This window comes from Streptococcus salivarius (assembly GCF_002094975.1).
GTDB lineage: Bacteria > Bacillota > Bacilli > Lactobacillales > Streptococcaceae > Streptococcus > Streptococcus salivarius_D.
This window is the reverse complement of sequence record NZ_CP015283.1, coordinates 204,560-222,401: the sequence shown is the minus strand read 5'-3', so window position 1 is coordinate 222,401 and position 17,842 is coordinate 204,560. Positions and strand designations below refer to the sequence as shown.

Here is a 17,842-nt window from a genome sequence, read left to right as displayed (position 1 = left end):
TTGTTATAATGATAGGGATAGACTAGATAGAAAAGAAGTAAATAAACATGTCATTTAAAGATTTTAATTTTAAAACATTTATTCAGGAGGCTCTTGACGAGATTAAGTTTAAGGAGCCAACACCTGTTCAACAGAAATTGATTCCTGTAGTCCGTTCAGGTCGTGATTTGGTTGGTGAATCAAAGACGGGTTTAGGGAAGACACATACCTTCCTTTTGCCAATTTTTGAGAAACTCAATCCAAAGAGTGGAGATGTTCAAGTTGTTATCACAGCGCCATCACGTGAATTGGCGACACAGATTTACCAAGCGACAAAACAGATTGCTAAACACTCTGATACAGAAATTCGTGTTGTTAACTATGTGGGTGGTACAGACAAGCAACGTCAGATTGAGAAACTCAAGGTAGCCCAACCTCATATTGTTATCGGTACACCAGGGCGTATCTATGACCTAGTTAAGTCTGGTGACTTGGCTATCCACAAGGCCCATACCTTTGTTGTTGACGAAGCTGATATGACCATGGACATGGGATTCTTGGATACTGTGGACAAGATTGCGGCAAGCCTTCCTAAAGAAGTGCAAATTTTGGTCTTCTCAGCAACCATTCCTCAAAAATTACAGCCATTCTTGAAGAAGTATTTGACCAATCCCGTCATGGAACAAATCAAAACTTCAACAGTTATTGCTGATACCATTGATAACTGGTTGGTATCTACTAAGGGTCGCAACAAGAATGAACAGATTCTTGAGATGCTTAAGGGGATGCAACCATACCTGGCAATGATTTTCGTTAATACCAAGGAACGTGCAGACGATTTGCACAGCTACCTAGTGTCAAATGGTCTTAAGGTTGCCAAAATTCATGGAGGTATTCCACCACGTGAGCGTAAGCGTATCATGAATCAAGTCAAGAAGCTTGATTTTGAGTACATTGTAGCGACTGACCTTGCAGCGCGTGGGATTGATATTGAAGGGGTTAGCCATGTTATCAATGATGCTATCCCTCAAGACTTGTCCTTCTTTGTTCACCGTGTGGGGCGTACAGGACGTAATGGTTTGTCAGGAACAGCCATTACCCTTTATCAACCAAGTGACGACTCAGATATTCGTGAGCTTGAAAAGATGGGGATTACCTTTGACCCTAAAGTCTATAAGGACGGCGAGTTTCAAGATACCTATGACCGTGACCGTCGTGCCAACCGTGAAAAAGCCTATCAAAAACTTGATACGGAAATGATCGGTTTGGTTAAGAAGAAAAAGAAAAAAATCAAGCCTGGCTACAAGAAGAAAATTCAGTGGAAGGTTGATGAAAAACGCAAACGTGAGCGCCGTGCGGCTAACCGTGCTAAGGGGCGTGCTGAGCGTAAAGCTAAGAAGCAAAGTTTCTAGGCTCAGGCTTTTAGGTGAAAGCAAATTTTAATTTAAAAATTCAAGAGGTTGAAACCAAAGTGTTTCAGCTTTTTTGATTATTATCAAACCTTTTTGGAAACTCAAAAGAGCTTATTTAGTTTGAAGATAAATTTTTCTTTTGAGCCTAAGGTCTCAAAACTTCCCAACGCTTATGACTACAAAGTTTTAGGCGTCATTATCACAGCGTCAAGTCTCAGTATATGCTCACTACACTCGCAAAATAATTGGCTGTCTTAAGAACTGAAAATGTAATGAATAAATAGTTTTTTACTATTTACTACAAAAAAAACAACAAAATGATACAAAAGAAAGTTGATTTTGATATTTTAAGCTAAACTAAAAACATATAGAATGCCTTATTAATAATAGTTGACACATTTTAAATAGCTTTATTAAAGCCATTTTTAAAAAGATTTGATTCTATAACTTTTATGGAAAAAGGTAAAATTATTGCAAAAGACAAGTATGAATTATTACTTGAAACTTTTGATAAATTCAATGATTTTTTAATGTATACTGCAACTGATGGAGGTAATCACCATGAATACAATATTACGAGTCTGTCATTTGAATAAATCATTTGGAAAACAAGAGGTATTAACCAATCTCAATTTCGAAATTCAAAGAGGTGACATTGTTGGCTTAATTGGGAAGAATGGCTGTGGAAAGACTACTTTAATGAAGATGATCTTAGGACTTACTCCACGCACAAAAGGTAAAATTCAATTTAAAGGGGATTCAGAATATAATACTAAAAGAAATAGTTTAAATAAAATCGGTTTTCTTCTAGATTGTAAATTATTTGAAGATTTTTCTGCATATGATAATTTGAAATTATTCTCTATGTATTCTTCATCATTTGATAAGAGTGGACTAGATAAACGGATTAATAAGTTGTTAAAATTTGTGGGTTTAGATAGTAGCAAAAAACTAGTAAAATCTTACTCGTTTGGCATGAAGCAGAGATTGGGTTTGGCATTGGCCTTGTTAGATGACCCTGAGTTTCTGATTCTAGATGAACCTTTTGTGGGTTTAGATCCTGCAGGAGTTAGAGTTCTTTTAGACTATATTGTGAAGTTACGTCGTGAAAAAGGGGTTACAATATTAATCTCATCACATCAGTTACATGAAATTGAAGAAATTTGTGATTATTTCCTATTTATAAATGGAAAGAGTATTGAAACACATACTAAACTAGGAAAAAATAAAATAATTATTACTTTAGAATATGCAGTGCCGGAGTTGGAACAAAGTCTTAGTAAATTAGTTACCCTAAAAGAAGGTCAGATAATCTTACCACATGATATGATGTTATTGAATTCGATCCTGAAGCTCATTTATAAATATAATTGTGAGATAAAAGAAATCACGGTGAGTGACTCTATTGAAGAATTATTTAGGGGGTAAAAAATGCAATCAATCGTTTTAGCAGAACTATATAAATTATTGAAACGGAAAAATTTTATTATATTAGCTATACTATCATTGTGGTCTTTGATTTATGGTTTTGGTGCCTTTTTACATTGGGACTTTGTAAAAATAGGGGCTAAATTAGATTTAGTTACCTTTATCACCACGATGTGGACATTTTTATTAATATTAACTATCCCGTTATTATTAATTTTATATACTTCTTCCTTTATTTTAGGAGGAGAGATTCAAGGAGGACAAATTTTATTAGAGGTAAATAGAGTCACTAGTAAGAAAATATTGATAGTCTCTAAGTATATTGTTGTTATCCTATCAATATTATTTTTATATATCTTAAATTGCTTGACGTCGTTAGTCACTTATATTTGCTTTATATCTCATACTGAGTTCGGTTATACACGTTTTTGGGAGCTACATGCTACAAATGTACAATCAATAGTAGTTAGTTTAGTGAATTTAGGATTTATTATTTTGCTTGCTAGCATTGCTTTTTATCTATCACTAAATATTTCGGCAATAATGGCTTCGTTTGCAAGTCTAGGTGTTTACTTTTTATGTCAACTTCTATCAAATATTACTATGATTTCTAAATTTATTCCTGGATATTTTTTTGTTGTGCCTAATTATCACTTTACAATTGGATTATCTCTAATTCATTTACTAAGTTATTTTTTGCTTTGTATACTGTTATTGATTGCTACCGTGAAAGGGTTTGAAAGTAAGGCGTTTTGAATGATATAATATTAGAAAAAGGAATTTATAGAGACAGATGTATAAAGTAGCAATTTGTGATGATGATAGCTTACAAGTGAGTAATTTAGAAACTCATATTTCAGAATATTTTGATGAAATCAATGTTCAATATGAAATTGATGGCTATTACAAAGGAGACCGTCTGGTAAATACCATGAGTGGACAAATTGACAACTATCATTTGATATTTTTAGATATTGAGATGGAGGGTCTAAATGGTATAGAGACTGCTAAGTTATTGAGAAATATTGATAAAAACTTTATACTCATTTATGTCACAAGCTATGAGCAATATGCTTTAGAAAGTTTTGAAGTCTCTCCATTTCGTTATCTAATAAAACCTGTATCTATTGAAAAATTGAGAGAGGTTCTCAGGGATGTTCTGGTGGAATTAACTGCAAAACAAAAATTTATGTTTTATCAGATAGGTACGGAACATTTCCAAATAAGCTTAGATAATATTGTGTGTCTATATTCTGAGTTTGGAAGGAAAATCCACCTTGAATTAGTTAGTGGTAGTGATACATCGTTTTACGGGAGGATATCAGCAATTGAAAAAGAATTACCTTCAACTCATTTTGTTAGGGTTAATAGTGGAACAATGATTAATTTAAACCATATATCCTCATTTAATCAGAATGATGTAACTATGATAAATGGTAATTGTATTGCTATTAGTAGAAGTCGTAAGAAAGCCGTGAGAACAGCATATAGCCATTTTATTGAGAGGAGTTTCGGTTTATGATTGATGTATATAAATCAGTGGGGCTGCTCTCTCTTTTTTTATTCCAAAGTTTTGTTGTTTGGTTTTATTTACAACACTTTTTTGTGATCAGAATTTCCAAAAGCAAGTTTTATTGTTTGATCTTATTTGTTTATTTTATTGGCCACACATCAATAACAATAAATCATAATACATTGTTAGATTTTAAAATCTTATCTTTGCTATTAACTTTCCTGATTCTTTTCCTCTTTTTATCGGGAGATGTTATGAAAAAGGTATTTCATTATTTATTCCTGATTTTTTGGTTTTTGATTCAAGAAGATATAGCAATATTGCTATTACATCAAGTTCAACAAACTAAAGAAATCGTAATTTTTTTCGCCCAATTCTTTTTGATGTTGTTAACGCTTTTATTTGTGTTAGGATTAAAACACTTTAAAATAGATAATCTATTTGAGCTGAACAAAATAGAATACGGTATCTTATCGTTGCCTCCATTTTTGTCTATTATTTTACTGTTATATAAGATGTCACTACCTTTAAGTCGAGTTTTGATATTTGATAGTTATTTATTATTGATAAACATTGTTATAATTGTGCTTTACAATTATTTGAGTGAAAAAAATTATAATATTATCAAAGGCAAAATTTCTTTTGATGAAAATAGCATGACCAGTGAAATCATTCAACAAGAAGAAGAATTAGCAATTCTCAGACATGATTTAAAAAATATTGTTTCCTCAATAGATTTTTATGCAGATAGTAATGATTTTGAAAACATCAAAGCAATAACTCGAGAGATACTGGGACAGGAGGTTTTTAATCGCAAGATTACAGGATGTATACCAATTGACGCTATATTAAATCAAAAAATATCTAAAATGAAAAAAGATGGAGTCCAGTTTCATTTAGATTTACAAATTCCCTATAACTTAGATATAAGTTCGATTGCTATAGATTCTTGCGCTATTCTCGGAAATATTATCGACAATGCAATAGAGGAGGTTGAACGTAATGGATTAACGAATCCAATTGAAATAGTATTACGTTTTAAGAATAATAAATTAGTCTTTAAAGTGGCGAATCCTATACTTACTTCTGAAATAGATATCAATTACGACAGAATGAAATCTATAAAATTACCTAATAGACGTGGTCTAGGAATAAAAAGTAGTTATGATAGAATCATGAAACTGAAAGGACATCTGAATATTAATATACAGTCAAATCAATTTGTGGTGCTAGTTGTTATTCCTTTAAAAATAAAATAATTTGGAAGTCCTAAGCTGAATCAACTCTCAAAATCAAGTGGTGACATTAATGTCACTACTTTTTTGTTGGCTTTCTATCTATAATACAATCATAGCTTTTGAGAAAAGGCTAAAAAAATATTTTAAAGGAGGTTGTTACTATGACAACACAAATCATTAACAATTTTAATTCACTTAATTCCGAAGATCTTTCTATTATCGAAGGTGGGGGTGTGATTGGTTGTGTAGCTGGGACTGCTGGATCTGCTGGGCTTGGATTTTTGACTGGAACATCAGTTGGAACTGTTACATTTCCAATTGTTGGGACTGTTTCAGGTGGAGCATTTGGGGCATGGTCAGGAGCTGGCCTTGGAATGGCTACATTTTGCGGAGTTTAGTTAGAAATTTGAAGAAACAAAATGATCCGAGCATTCTCATTTGTGTGTGTTTCATTCTAGCAGGTTGCTATCAGTTGTGTGTCCCTCATTATTGGTTAATTACAATGATAGATGTTTTAGGAGTTGCAGGTTTCGTAGTCCTTCTCTATACTAAAATTCATCATTAATCATAAGCCTTTCAGTTATTAAAAAATTGGATAGCAAGAAGCATCGTCTCACATGTAAAAACTTGGCAGAATGATTGTCAAGTTTTTTTATAGCAAAAGTGCTACAATAGGAGTCATGAAAGACAAGATTCGAATTCTTCATATCAATGATTTACACTCTCATTTTGAACAGTATCCACAACTCAAGCGCGCTGTGGATGATTTGAGTCAGACGGATAGAGAGCTGATTAAGGTAGATCTTGGGGACAATGTGGATAAGTCCCATCCCTTGTCTGATGCGACCGCTGGGCGTTTTAATGTAGCCCTGATGAATGAGTTGGGGATAGACTATGCGACTATTGGAAATAATGAGGGGATTGGTCTGGCCAAGGAGGAGCTAGACTGTCTTTATGAGCAGGCTAAGTTTCAGCCTATCATAGGAAATCTCAAGGATGAGGGAAGACAACCTGAATGGGCTAAGCCCTATTTTATCCACAAAACTAAGGCAGGTACAAACATTGCTTTCTTAGCCTATACCTTCCCATATTACATCACCTATGCTCCCAACGGTTGGCAGGTGTTAGAGCCTATGGCTCGGTTGGAAGAGGATTTGGCTCGTCCTGAGGTAAGGGATGCAGATATAGTTGTCGTTCTTAGCCACCTAGGTGTACGTTATGATGAGCAGATTGCAGAGACTTATCCACAGGTAAACCTTGTCATTGGGAGCCACACACATCACCTTTTTGAAGAGGGTAAATTAGTCAATGAAACCTATTTAGCAGCTGCTGACAGATATGGTTATTATCTTGGCTGTATTGACCTTACTGTGGAAAATGAGCGATTGATAGAATGTCAGGTCGAGGCTATTCCCACCAAGTCCTACATCTTGGATTTAGACAAGGAGGACGAAGCCTTTATCAAGGCTATGCGTGAGGAAGGCCATCGTCGTTTAGCTCAGAAAAAGGTAGCTAATCTAGGTCGAGAACTAGATTTTGATGAGACCTGTCAATTGGTTTTACAGGCTGTTTGTCAGGAGACTCATAGCCAGTTAACGCTTTTAAATACTGGACTTATCATGAAAACACTAGGTCCTCAAGTGACCATGGCAGACCTGCAAGAAGCCCTTCCTCACCAGATGCGGATGGCACGTCTAGTCGTGACAGGACAAGAACTCAAAGAAATCTGTCAGGAAGTTTTTACTAAGGCTGAACTCCTTAAAAATCAGGCTATTAAAGGTATGGGATTTAGAGGGAAGACATTTGGTGAAGTAATCACGGGGAATTTTGCTTACAAAAACGGTAATTTGTTGTATAATAGAAGGGTTGTAGATTCCAATGAGAAGTTTAGTTTGGTCCTTGTGGACCAGTACTACTTTGCTTCTTACTTTCCTACAATTAAGGAAAAGGAAGTTACTCTTCTTTTTCCAGATTTGTTAAGGGAACTTGTGGCCAAGTATTTAGGAAAAAATGGTGCCAATTGGGATAAGATATAGAGACATTATTACAGCATCAGGATAGAAAATAAGAGAGAGCAGAAAGGATGGCACATGCGTAAAGAAATCTTGCCAGAAATGTTTAATTATAATAAATATCCAGGGCCAGACTTTGTGTATGTGGCTGATCTTCTGAAATCAGATGCCTGTCAGTTTACAGTTCTTGAAAATCACAAGGATGCTTTAGACGCTACCCGCTTTGGGCAACGTTTTTCTGAAATCATGCTCAAGTATGATTATATCGTTGGGGACTGGTCTAATGATCAGCTTCGCCTTAAGGGATTTTACGAGGACGAGCGCCCTAATACGCGTAAAACAGACCGCATTAGCCGATTGTCTGAGTATTTGCGTGAATACTGTGCCTTTGGCTGTGCCTACTTTATTTTGAAAAATGAAGAGCCGCAGTTAATCGTCTTTGAAGAGGAGACGGAGCCTCGTCGCAAGCGCCGTCGTTCTAATAATCGTCGTAATGCCTCTCAGGAATCTAGAGAGTGCAATGCTTCTCAAAAGAATAAGGGGCAAAAAGCTTCTGCGAAGCAAAAGCCAGACAAGTCCAAACGAAGAGATAGGGACCAAGAGGGCCCAAGCTTTGAGAAAATCAAGCGTCGTCCTAAGTTCAAATCTAGATCCGAGGACGGTGGTCGTGAGCGTAAGCCTAACTTCAAGAAGAGTCAGAAGCAAGCTCCAAAATCTAAAGGTCAAAACACCCCATCGAAGAAACAAAGCCAGACCAAGTCAGATGGTCAGCATTTCACAATCAGAAAAAAAGGAAATTAAACTATGTCAGAAGTAACAACACAAGCAAAACCAGAACGCCGTAAACGTCAGAAGTTAGAGAATATGGAAGGCTACAAACCTTCTATTTATGGTCTTACTCGTGACGAGTTGATTGATTGGGCTATGGAACACGGTGAAAAGAAATTCCGTGCTACACAAATTTGGGATTGGCTCTACAAGAAGCGTGTGCAATCTTTCGAAGAAATGACCAACATTTCAAAGGATTTCATTGCTAAATTGAATGAGAATTTCTGCGTAAACCCATTGAAACAACGTATCGTTCAAGAATCTAAAGATGGTACTGTTAAATATCTTTTTGAATTGCCAGATGGTATGTTGATTGAGACGGTTTTGATGCGTCAACACTATGGTTTGTCTGTCTGTGTGACAACCCAGGTTGGATGTAACATCGGTTGTACTTTCTGTGCCAGTGGTTTGATTAAGAAACAACGTGACTTGACTGCTGGTGAGATTGTGGCGCAAATCATGTTGGTACAAAAATACTTTGACGATCGTGGTGACGGTGAACGTGTCAGCCACGTGGTTGTTATGGGTATCGGTGAGCCATTTGATAACTATGACAATGTGCTTCGCTTCTTGCGTACCATTAACAATGACAATGGTCTTGCCATTGGAGCGCGTCACATCACCGTGTCAACATCTGGTTTGGCACCAAAAATTAAGGAATTTGCTAACGAAGGTGTTCAAGTTAACCTTGCCGTATCACTTCACGCGCCTAACAATGACCTTCGTTCAAGCATCATGCGTATCAACCGCTCGTTCCCACTTGAAAAACTCTTTGAAGCTATCGAGTATTACATCCAGACAACCAACCGTCGTGTAACTTTTGAGTATATCATGCTTAATGAGGTCAATGACCATCCTGAAAATGCTCAAGAGTTGGCTGATTTGACTAAGAAAATCCGTAAGTTGTCATACATCAACTTGATTCCATATAATCCAGTATCAGAGCACGACCAATATAGCCGTTCAACGAAAGAACGTGTGGCGGCCTTCTACGATGTGCTCAAGAAAAATGGAGTCAACTGCGTGGTTCGTCAAGAGCACGGTACAGATATCGACGCAGCTTGTGGACAATTGCGTTCAAACACTATGAAACGTGACCGTCAAAAGGCAGTAGCAGAAGCTTCTGGTAAATCAGAAGGTAAGTAAGATGTTTCAGCTTAAGACTTGGGTAGATAAGGATGGAGAACTAACATCAAAAGGAAGAAAGCTAAGCCGAGTTTTGGTCTGTGCTTATCTCCTTTGTTTAGTGCTCCTATGTTGGACACCCCAGTACGGGCTAGTTGAAGGTGTTGAAACCCCTGGTATTCAACATTTTGGTCGTGTAGTGGTCCTATTAACCCCATTCAATAGTTTGACCAACTTTTATCAGCTGGATAGTCTTAAAGAGATTGTCTTTGTGCTTGGGCAAAATGTGACCAACATTTTCTTGCTGAGTCCGCTGATTTTAGGGCTTTTAGCCTTGTACCCAAGATTCAGGTCTTGGAAAAAGGTCCTTTTAGCGACCTTTGTCATGTCTTTGACGATTGAGGTTGGACAAGTCATTCTAGATCTTCTCATTGATGCTAATCGTGTCTTTGAGTTAGATGATTTATGGACCAACACTTTGGGAGGTTTGGTGGCACTAGTTGTCTACCGCCTTCTTGTAAAACTGATTCAAACGCATTTAAAAGAGTAAAAAACCTGGGAGCTTACGCGTCTCAGGTTTCACTTATTTTCTATCATACAAATACAACACATTCAAAAGAGGGAAAAATGAATAAACACGTTTGGAGAAATAATGAAACACTTAATGATGACAGTAGTCACCGTATTAACGTTAGGAGTAACAATGACGATGGTTAAGGCAGATACTTATCAAAGTGGCCGTGATGCCGATATTATGCGAGAAAGAGGACAGGTTTGGAATTATTCTGAGTCTAAGAGAGAGCCTCAATTAGCCAACTACAACACCGATGGTCGCTATCTCAGTGAGGCAACTAACTTTGAATTGTACAATTTTGTCAGAGAGTATAAGACATCTGATGAAATCAGACGCATTTGGAACCCTAAGAAAGATGAATCAGTTATCCATGATAAGGAGAGTTACTCTGTGGATGGTGGGAACAAGGTATATAATTTTGATTCCTTTGCTTATCAATTGCCAGAGTCTACTGATTTTGGGAAGTTATCTTATATTGGTCACTTTCAGTTAGAAGATGGCACAATCTATCGCTATTGGAAGTAACCTTATCATAAGAGACTTATACGAGGTCTATTATTAACCATTTGTAAGGATAGGAGGAGTAACTTGTCTTTTAAAGAATCAATCATTGCAAAACTTTGGTGGTTTTTCAAGTTAGAAAAACGCCGGTATATTGTTGGGATTTTGGCACTGAGTCTGGTTTCGGTTCTCAATCTGATTCCTCCTATGGTTATGGGACGGGTCATTGATGCTATCACATCGGGAAAATTGACCAATCAGATCTTGCTTCTGAATCTCGTTTATTTGCTTTTGGCAGCTCTGGGGATGTACTATTTGCGCTATGTTTGGCGCATGTATATCTTGGCGACTTCTTATCGCTTAGGCCAGATTATGCGTTCACGCCTATTTGAGCATTTTACCAAGATGTCGCCTTCTTTTTATCAAAAGTACCGAACTGGGGATCTCATGGCCCATGCAACCAATGATATCAACTCTTTAACCCGCTTGGCTGGTGGGGGTGTCATGTCAGCCGTGGATGCCTCTATTACAGCCTTGGTAACCCTAATCACTATGTTTTTCAGCATTTCCTGGCAGATGACACTAGTGGCTGTCTTCCCCCTACCTTTCATGGCTTTTGCGACCAGTCGTTTGGGACGCAAGACCCATAAAGCTTTTGGAGAATCCCAGGCAGCCTTTTCAGAACTTAATAATAAGGTTCAAGAGTCGGTATCAGGAATCAAGGTAACCAAGTCTTTTGGCTATCAGGAGGCTGAGCTTCAGTCCTTCCAAGAGACCAATAAGATGACCTTTAAAAAGAATATGCATACCATGAAGTATGATAGCCTTTTTGATCCTTTGGTCTTACTCTTTGTTGGCTCATCTTATGTTTTGACCCTTCTTGTCGGTGCCTTTATGATTCAGGCTGGTCAGATAACGGTCGGAAATTTGGTAACCTTCATTACCTATTTGGACATGCTGGTTTGGCCTCTGATGGCCATTGGCTTCCTCTTTAATATCACACAGAGGGGAAATGTATCCTACCAACGTATTGAAAATCTTCTGGAACAGGAATCAGATGTTCAAGATCCTGCGCACCCTCTCCCAAGTATTGAAAATGGTCGTTTAGAATATGCGATTGACCGCTTTGCCTTTGAGGATGAGGATACTTTGAGAGATATTCATTTTACCTTGGACAAGGGGCAAACCCTTGGTTTGGTTGGGCAGACTGGCTCAGGAAAGACGGCCCTTGTCAAGTTGCTCTTGCGGGAGCACGATGTCAATCAAGGAGCCATCTATTTGAATGGCCATGACATCAGAGACTATCGCCTATCAGACTTGCGTAGCTTGATGGGCTATGTTCCTCAAGACCAGTTTCTCTTTGCCAGTTCCATTTTAGACAATGTCCGCTTTGGTAATCCTGATCTCTCCTTGAACAAGGTAGAGGAAGCAACTAAGTTAGCTCAAGTTTATGATGATATCAAGGATATGCCTGAAGGTTTTGAAATGATCATTGGTGAAAAGGGTGTCAGCCTATCAGGTGGTCAAAAACAACGTCTGGCCATGAGTCGGGCTATGATTTTGGATCCAGACATTTTGATTTTGGACGACTCCCTATCTGCGGTTGATGCCAAGACAGAATATGCTATTATTGACAATCTCAAACATACCCGTAAGGACAAGACGACTATCATTACCGCCCATCGTCTGAGTGCGGTGGTGCACGCTGACCTCATCTTAGTCATGCAGGATGGTCGAATTATTGAACGTGGCCATCATGAGGATTTGCTAGCTCAGGGTGGTTGGTATGCCAAGACCTATGAGTCTCAACAGTTAGAAATGGAAGGAGGAGAAGCCGATGCCTAATCAAAACCAATGGTCTGTGTTTAAGCGTCTCTTGACCTATCTCAAGCCTTACAAATTCTTGACCTTTCTAGCTTTAGCCTTCCTCTTGTCCACAACGGTTATCAAGAGTATCATTCCCCTTGTGGCCTCTTATTTTATCGACCACTATCTTCATGATATGAATCAAGCGGCAAGCTTGATTCTGATTGGGTACTATGGTCTTTATCTCTTGCAGACGCTAGTTCAGTATTTGGGAAATCTCTTTTTTGCGCGTGTGTCCTACAGTATTGTCAGGGATATTCGCCGAGATGCCTTTGCCAATATGGAAAAATTGGGGATGTCCTACTTTGACAAGACTCCATCGGGCTCTATCGTTTCCCGCTTGACCAATGATACAGAGACTATTAGTGAGATGTTCTCAGGGATTCTGTCTAGCTTTATTTCGGCTATCTTTATCTTTGTTACCACCCTTTACACTATGATGATGTTGGACATTCGTCTAACCGGGCTTATTGTGCTCTTTCTTCCTCTGATTGTCCTTTTGGTTAACCTTTACCGCAAAAAATCAGTGGTTATCATTGAAAAGACCAGAGCCTTGCTTTCAGATATAAATGCCAAACTGTCAGAGAGTATCGAAGGGATTCGTATTATTCAGGCCTTTAACCAAGAGAAACGCCTCAAAAAAGAGTTTGATGCTATTAATGAGGAACACCTGATTTATGCTAGCCGTTCCATGTCACTAGATTCTCTCTTTCTACGCCCAGCCATGAGCTTACTAAAGCTCCTGGGCTATGCTGTTCTCATGTCCTATTTTGGCTATCGTGGCATCTATCTGGGTATCACAGCGGGGACCATGTATGCCTTTATCCAGTACATTAACCGTCTCTTTGATCCCTTGATTGAAGTGACGCAAAACTTCTCAACCTTGCAAACTTCTATGGTCTCAGCCGGTCGAGTCTTTGCCTTGATTGACGAGCGCACCTATGAACCTGAGCAGAGAGATACAGATGCCAAGGTTACTGAGGGGAATATTCGTTTTGAAAATGTCTCCTTCTCCTATGATGGCAAGCACCAGATTTTGGATAATATATCCTTCTCTGTCAATAAAGGAGAAACCATCGCCTTTGTCGGTTCTACAGGTTCCGGGAAATCCTCTATTATCAACGTGTTTATGCGTTTCTATGAGTTCCAATCAGGCCGAGTTCTTCTTGACGGTGTGGATATTCGCGATTATAGTCAGGCAGAGCTGCGTAAGAACATTGGTCTTGTTCTTCAGGAACCCTTTCTCTATCATGGTACAGTCAAATCCAATATTGCCATGTATCAGGATTTAACTGATGAAGAGATTAAAGCAGCCGCTGAGTTTGTGGATGCCAATCACTTTATCGACAAACTTCCAGAAGGCTACGATGCTCCAGTTTCTGAACGAGGTTCAAGTTTTTCAACTGGCCAACGCCAACTTCTAGCCTTTGCTAGGACCGTTGCTAGCCAGCCTAAGATTTTGATTTTGGATGAAGCGACAGCCAATATTGATTCAGAGACAGAGGCTATTGTCCAAAATTCTCTAGCAAAAATGCGTCAAGGACGCACAACTATTGCCATTGCCCACCGCCTATCGACAATCCAAGATGCCAACTGCATCTATGTCTTAGACAAGGGTCGCATCATCGAACACGGTAGCCATGAGGAGCTCCTAGCCCTCGGCGGCACCTACCACAAGATGTACAGCCTACAAGCAGGTGCAATGGAAGGAGAGTAAGATAGTTTAGAGCATAGATTCTATATTCGAAAAGATTTCTTAAAAATCAAAATCGAGTGGTGACATACATGTCACTACTTTTTTGTTGGCCTACAACCTATAATAAAACCATAGCTTGAGAGAAAAAGCTAAAAAATAATATTTTAGGAGGTTGTTAGAATGACAACACAAACAATGAACAATTTTGAAACACTCAATCTCGAGACACTTGCAAACGTTGAAGGTGGCGGATGGGTTAAGTGTTATGCCGGCACAATTGGCTCTGCTCTAGTAGGATCAGCAGGAGGCCCAGTAGGTTACTGGGGAGGAGCTTTAGTTGGTTACGCTACATTCTGCTAATATTTAGGTGATCCTATGCTTAAAGATAAAAAAATGTATTTACTAGCAATTTTCCTTTTAGGATTTGGCATTGCTAACCTTTTCAGAAATTTAGATTTTGTTCATCATATCATTAATTTGGTAGGGTTAACATTAATCACTTTTAGTTTGATTTTTAGTAAATGGGAGCGACTCAAAAAATAGAAGTATTCGAAATGTAGAGTTCCTAAAAATCAAAATCGAGTGGTGACATTTATGTCACTACTTTTTTGTTGTCTTCCACCCTATAATAAAACCATAGCTTGAGAGAAAAAAGCTAAAAAATAATATTTTAGGAGGTTGTTAGAATGATAACACAAACAATGAACAATTTTGAAACACTCGATCTTGAGGCACTTGCAAACGTTGAAGGTGGAAATAGATGTAAAGATTTAATCTTTGGAGGAGCTTTAACTGGCGCAGGTGCTGGATTTACAGGTGGTATGGCAGCATTTGGTGTTACAGCATTTCCAGGAGCATTTGTAGGAGCACATGTTGGAGCAGTTGCTGGTGGGCTAGCATGTATCGGAGCGAGCTTTTAGAGAGGTTAAAAAATGAATGTGACTAAGTATAATAAGATGTGCGATGCTGAGCTAGAAATTATTTCTGGTGGTGGGAAAGTTGGAGCAGTAATTGGTGGCTGTCTAGGTGGTATGCTCATGGCATGGGCAGCAGGACCTGTTTCCGCAGGGGGTTATACTATGATATGTGCTACTTCGGGGCTTGCAAATGCTTATTTTTGATGTTCCCGAAGTAAAATTATTCTTGCTGATAATAGCGGAGATTATATTATATTTGATTGCATATCTTAGTAATAGAAAAAACAAAGATATGTATATTCGCCTATTTAAAGTATCAGTACTAATGACGCTACTGTATTACATCTCCAGTAGAATGTAATCGCTAAGGTCTTTTTTGAGATCTTACAGCAGTATAAAAAAATACAGAAAGGAATAGAGTTTAATGTAATAGCTTATTCAGTTTACAAGACTGACTGAGGTTATTCATAATTTAGGTGTTTTATCATGAAGTTAAAGAATGTTAGTTCGAGAGTATTGCGATTTTCTAGGGTCGTCACTGCTGTACTGGCAGTTTTCCTTATAAGTACCAGTATTTCTCTCTACAAAAGCAAGACCTCTCCAGAGATTTGGTTAGCAGTCGGAGCACTAGCTTTAGTAGTCATTTTTGTAAATGGGCTGCTCTACCATATTCTTAAGAAGCGTCCAGATTCAGTGAATCCGTTAACAATACGGCAGTCCTTCATTGTCTTTCTGGTCATCTCATTTCTAGTGCTTTGTGTAGAGTTTTACACATTACTTACATTCAGTGATACCACAGACCGTATAGTACTAGCCGTATTAATGCTTTTGTTAATCCTCTGTGATTTTCTAGCTTACTTGCAAGTCAAAAAATATTTTAAAAGATAAAAGGTATCTATAATCATGACTAAAAAACACCTAGTATCTCTAATGATGTCTATGGGCTTCATCCTTGTTGCCTTACATAACTTGGGAGAAAAACTGAATTTTGGACTTCAATGCCTAAATATTATTGGGTTATGTCTTTTTCTCTTTCTTATGTGTACGATTATCAAGGATATAAGGTCAGACAAGTAGTGACATTTATGTCACTACTTTTTTATCGGCTTCCAATCTATAATAAAAATCATAGCTTTGCACAGAAAGCTAAAAACACTTTAAGGAGAAAAGTATGTTCAAAAACTCAAAACCGTATTTACTGGCTACCATTCTCATCGGAATGGGCCTCGCTAATCTATTTAGAAGTTTGGATGTAGTCCACCATACCATTAACTTGTTGGGGCTAACCTTGCTTCTTTATAGTCTGCTTTTTAAAAAATGGACACAATTTAAGAAATAATGTTGAGTCCTAGATAATCCGATTACTTGTGTTTTGTCACTATCTTGAGAGGAAAAGACTCTAAAGCTCACTCTAACCCCACCATTCAGAAAATATAGTAACCGTTTGTGACATTATTCAATTTACGTTGCATAAAAGTGTTATAATAAGAAAGTGATTAATGAAACATGTGAAAATTAGAGTGAATTTCCAATGTTTGAAGGATATTCTTCTATCGTATAGACAAAACTTGCAGGGTCTGGGTCTTCAAAAAATGTCATGAAAGGAGGATTACTATTGGAACAATTTGTTATTTCTAGAAAATATATTAAATTTATCGTGCAAGTTATTTTGGCTGTCTGTATTCAATGTGTGATAACATTTTTCTGGCATCAAGAAAGAACATTTTTATTTTATACCTTGTCACTTTATGTTTCTTCATCGCTCTCTGATGATCTTAGTCAGCTGATTTGTAGAAATGAGAAGTGATGTCGTTACTCTAATCTGTCACGATTAATGTGATATTTACGAGGTTTTAGCTATTCTAGATTCAGAAATAATAGCCAATCATTTCTATGATAATACCTTATAATTTGTTTAAATAGTCCTAGTAAAAAAGGAGTTAAAATGGTGATATTACAAAAATTTAGTTCTGCTGTGTTACGTTCTTTACGTGTCGTATCAGCAATCCTAGGAGTAGTCAATGGGAATATAGCTTTAAATGCTCTATCTAGTCAGCATCCAATTTGGATTTGGCTGCCATTTAGGACATATAGCCACTTTTTGGGACGCTGGCTTTTAAATGATTATCAGGGTGCTATACTAAAGATGTGATTGAAAAATTAGTTGAAAGAAATAAGGAGGTTTTCTTAATGACAGGACTTAAATGGTTTGCAGGAGGCAAAGAGAGACGAGAACAAGCAGTAGCTATCATCGATGAAGTAATTGAAACTATTGGAGATAAGCCAGATTATGCTGATTTGAAGCAGGTCCTGCACTCCTACCGAACGGAACTTGCAGACTCTCGTTCAGCCACTCCCTATATCTTAAGCAGGATGTCACTGGAAATATCCGAAGTGGTCAGAAAAGACCAGCTAACCTTGTCTCCCTTTATCGAGGAGCGAATGGCAGAGTTGCGAAAATTGCTAGCGATTCGTTATGGCTATTGATGTCATTAGGGAGGATTTCTTGGTTTTAAGGTTGAGTTGTCCATTGAGAAAAGGAAGATGGGGCAAAAAGGTTCTTTTCCAACCTGTTGAGGAGCAGAGAAAGACCCTTAAGTTCTAGTTATGATTATGCCAAGCGGACAAGTGATTGTGATGAAAGGAGAGTGCGATGCCTTATCTTAACCGACTTCGTTCAGGAACGTTACTTTATTTACGACTCATGGTTGTTGCCTTTGGTTTGATATGTGGAAATATTGGTTTAGAATTAT

General features: G+C 37.7%; 20 protein-coding genes. All 20 read left to right on the top strand.

Going from position 1 to position 17,842, the window contains the following annotated elements; translation table 11 throughout:
• The first annotated feature begins 47 nt into the window (after positions 1-47).
• The 20 genes from V471_RS01110 (at position 48) to V471_RS01020 (ending at position 17,576) form a co-directional block, all read left to right on the top strand.
• Positions 48-1,391 (top strand): DEAD/DEAH box helicase, encoded by a 1,344-nt coding sequence (locus V471_RS01110; protein ID WP_084871016.1) that lies wholly within the window; start codon positions 48-50, stop codon positions 1,389-1,391.
• Positions 1,392-1,952: 561 nt separating this feature from the next.
• Positions 1,953-2,819 carry an ABC transporter ATP-binding protein gene (locus V471_RS01105; RefSeq protein WP_004183385.1) on the top strand — a complete coding sequence of 289 codons (867 nt, stop codon included), beginning with the start codon at positions 1,953-1,955 and terminating at the stop codon, positions 2,817-2,819.
• Between the two features lie 3 nt (positions 2,820-2,822).
• A complete protein-coding gene (locus V471_RS01100) occupies positions 2,823-3,575 on the top strand; it encodes a hypothetical protein (protein ID WP_049527499.1) in 753 nt (250 codons plus the stop codon).
• 37 nt (positions 3,576-3,612) lie between these two features.
• A complete protein-coding gene (locus V471_RS01095; RefSeq protein WP_004183381.1) occupies positions 3,613-4,341 on the top strand; it encodes a LytR/AlgR family response regulator transcription factor in 729 nt (242 codons plus the stop codon).
• Between the two features lie 245 nt (positions 4,342-4,586).
• Positions 4,587-5,591 carry a GHKL domain-containing protein gene (locus V471_RS01090; protein WP_232326835.1) on the top strand — a complete coding sequence of 335 codons (1,005 nt, stop codon included), beginning with the start codon at positions 4,587-4,589 and terminating at the stop codon, positions 5,589-5,591.
• 140 nt (positions 5,592-5,731) lie between these two features.
• A complete protein-coding gene (locus V471_RS01085; protein ID WP_004183378.1) occupies positions 5,732-5,968 on the top strand; it encodes a Blp family class II bacteriocin in 237 nt (78 codons plus the stop codon).
• A gap of 282 nt (positions 5,969-6,250) precedes the next feature.
• Positions 6,251-7,606 (top strand): bifunctional metallophosphatase/5'-nucleotidase, encoded by a 1,356-nt coding sequence (locus tag V471_RS01080; protein WP_084871015.1) that lies wholly within the window; start codon positions 6,251-6,253, stop codon positions 7,604-7,606.
• Positions 7,607-7,660: 54 nt separating this feature from the next.
• Positions 7,661-8,383, top strand: coding sequence for a YutD family protein (locus V471_RS01075; protein ID WP_084871014.1), 723 nt, complete (start codon positions 7,661-7,663; stop codon positions 8,381-8,383).
• A gap of 3 nt (positions 8,384-8,386) precedes the next feature.
• Positions 8,387-9,556, top strand: coding sequence for a dual-specificity RNA methyltransferase RlmN (rlmN, locus tag V471_RS01070; protein ID WP_084871013.1), 1,170 nt, complete (start codon positions 8,387-8,389; stop codon positions 9,554-9,556).
• Between the two features lies 1 nt (position 9,557).
• The gene (locus tag V471_RS01065; protein WP_049553913.1) at positions 9,558-10,085 is read left to right on the top strand and encodes a VanZ family protein; all 528 of its coding nucleotides are present in this window, start codon (positions 9,558-9,560) and stop codon (positions 10,083-10,085) included.
• A 153-nt stretch (positions 10,086-10,238) separates the two neighbouring features.
• Positions 10,239-10,634, top strand: coding sequence for a hypothetical protein (locus V471_RS01060; RefSeq protein ID WP_045772444.1), 396 nt, complete (start codon positions 10,239-10,241; stop codon positions 10,632-10,634).
• A 63-nt stretch (positions 10,635-10,697) separates the two neighbouring features.
• Positions 10,698-12,455, top strand: coding sequence for an ABC transporter ATP-binding protein (locus tag V471_RS01055; protein ID WP_084871012.1), 1,758 nt, complete (start codon positions 10,698-10,700; stop codon positions 12,453-12,455).
• Positions 12,448-14,193, top strand: coding sequence for an ABC transporter ATP-binding protein (locus V471_RS01050; protein WP_084871011.1), 1,746 nt, complete (start codon positions 12,448-12,450; stop codon positions 14,191-14,193). Before V471_RS01055 ends, V471_RS01050 begins: the two co-directional genes overlap by 8 nt.
• 159 nt (positions 14,194-14,352) lie before the next feature.
• Positions 14,353-14,532: a Blp family class II bacteriocin gene (locus V471_RS01045; RefSeq protein WP_084871010.1), complete on the top strand. Its 180-nt coding sequence runs from the start codon at positions 14,353-14,355 to the stop codon at positions 14,530-14,532.
• A 15-nt stretch (positions 14,533-14,547) separates the two neighbouring features.
• Positions 14,548-14,715 (top strand): hypothetical protein, encoded by a 168-nt coding sequence (locus V471_RS11040; RefSeq protein ID WP_049527516.1) that lies wholly within the window; start codon positions 14,548-14,550, stop codon positions 14,713-14,715.
• 143 nt (positions 14,716-14,858) lie between these two features.
• A complete protein-coding gene (locus V471_RS01040) occupies positions 14,859-15,092 on the top strand; it encodes a Blp family class II bacteriocin (RefSeq protein ID WP_049553854.1) in 234 nt (77 codons plus the stop codon).
• Between the two features lie 12 nt (positions 15,093-15,104).
• A complete protein-coding gene (locus tag V471_RS01035; RefSeq protein WP_049553855.1) occupies positions 15,105-15,293 on the top strand; it encodes a hypothetical protein in 189 nt (62 codons plus the stop codon).
• A gap of 282 nt (positions 15,294-15,575) precedes the next feature.
• On the top strand, positions 15,576-15,977 hold the full coding sequence (locus V471_RS11350) for a hypothetical protein (protein ID WP_048674851.1): 402 nt from the start codon (positions 15,576-15,578) through the stop codon (positions 15,975-15,977).
• Between the two features lie 283 nt (positions 15,978-16,260).
• Positions 16,261-16,428 (top strand): hypothetical protein, encoded by a 168-nt coding sequence (locus V471_RS11035; protein WP_198166464.1) that lies wholly within the window; start codon positions 16,261-16,263, stop codon positions 16,426-16,428.
• Positions 16,429-17,279: 851 nt separating this feature from the next.
• Positions 17,280-17,576 carry a bacteriocin immunity protein gene (locus V471_RS01020; RefSeq protein WP_021152512.1) on the top strand — a complete coding sequence of 99 codons (297 nt, stop codon included), beginning with the start codon at positions 17,280-17,282 and terminating at the stop codon, positions 17,574-17,576.
• The last annotated feature ends 266 nt before the right edge of the window (positions 17,577-17,842 follow it).

Excerpts from the sequence above, each read along its gene's own strand:
- V471_RS01020 (WP_021152512.1), top strand. The coding sequence starts at position 17,280 with ATGACAGGACTTAAATGGTTTGCAGGAGGCAAAGAGAGACGAGAACAA.
- V471_RS01045 (WP_084871010.1), top strand. The coding sequence starts at position 14,353 with ATGACAACACAAACAATGAACAATTTTGAAACACTCAATCTCGAGACA.
- V471_RS01050 (WP_084871011.1), top strand. The coding sequence starts at position 12,448 with ATGCCTAATCAAAACCAATGGTCTGTGTTTAAGCGTCTCTTGACCTAT.
- V471_RS01065 (WP_049553913.1), top strand. The coding sequence starts at position 9,558 with ATGTTTCAGCTTAAGACTTGGGTAGATAAGGATGGAGAACTAACATCA.
- V471_RS01075 (WP_084871014.1), top strand. The coding sequence starts at position 7,661 with ATGCGTAAAGAAATCTTGCCAGAAATGTTTAATTATAATAAATATCCA.
- V471_RS01060 (WP_045772444.1), top strand. The coding sequence starts at position 10,239 with ATGACGATGGTTAAGGCAGATACTTATCAAAGTGGCCGTGATGCCGAT.
- V471_RS01040 (WP_049553854.1), top strand. The coding sequence starts at position 14,859 with ATGATAACACAAACAATGAACAATTTTGAAACACTCGATCTTGAGGCA.
- V471_RS01035 (WP_049553855.1), top strand. The coding sequence starts at position 15,105 with ATGAATGTGACTAAGTATAATAAGATGTGCGATGCTGAGCTAGAAATT.
- V471_RS01085 (WP_004183378.1), top strand. The coding sequence starts at position 5,732 with ATGACAACACAAATCATTAACAATTTTAATTCACTTAATTCCGAAGAT.
- V471_RS01105 (WP_004183385.1), top strand. The coding sequence starts at position 1,953 with ATGAATACAATATTACGAGTCTGTCATTTGAATAAATCATTTGGAAAA.
- V471_RS01110 (WP_084871016.1), top strand. The coding sequence starts at position 48 with ATGTCATTTAAAGATTTTAATTTTAAAACATTTATTCAGGAGGCTCTT.
- V471_RS11040 (WP_049527516.1), top strand. The coding sequence starts at position 14,548 with ATGCTTAAAGATAAAAAAATGTATTTACTAGCAATTTTCCTTTTAGGA.
- V471_RS01090 (WP_232326835.1), top strand. The coding sequence starts at position 4,587 with ATGAAAAAGGTATTTCATTATTTATTCCTGATTTTTTGGTTTTTGATT.
- V471_RS01080 (WP_084871015.1), top strand. The coding sequence starts at position 6,251 with ATGAAAGACAAGATTCGAATTCTTCATATCAATGATTTACACTCTCAT.
- V471_RS01100 (WP_049527499.1), top strand. The coding sequence starts at position 2,823 with ATGCAATCAATCGTTTTAGCAGAACTATATAAATTATTGAAACGGAAA.
- V471_RS01095 (WP_004183381.1), top strand. The coding sequence starts at position 3,613 with ATGTATAAAGTAGCAATTTGTGATGATGATAGCTTACAAGTGAGTAAT.
- rlmN (WP_084871013.1), top strand. The coding sequence starts at position 8,387 with ATGTCAGAAGTAACAACACAAGCAAAACCAGAACGCCGTAAACGTCAG.
- V471_RS11035 (WP_198166464.1), top strand. The coding sequence starts at position 16,261 with ATGTTCAAAAACTCAAAACCGTATTTACTGGCTACCATTCTCATCGGA.
- V471_RS11350 (WP_048674851.1), top strand. The coding sequence starts at position 15,576 with ATGAAGTTAAAGAATGTTAGTTCGAGAGTATTGCGATTTTCTAGGGTC.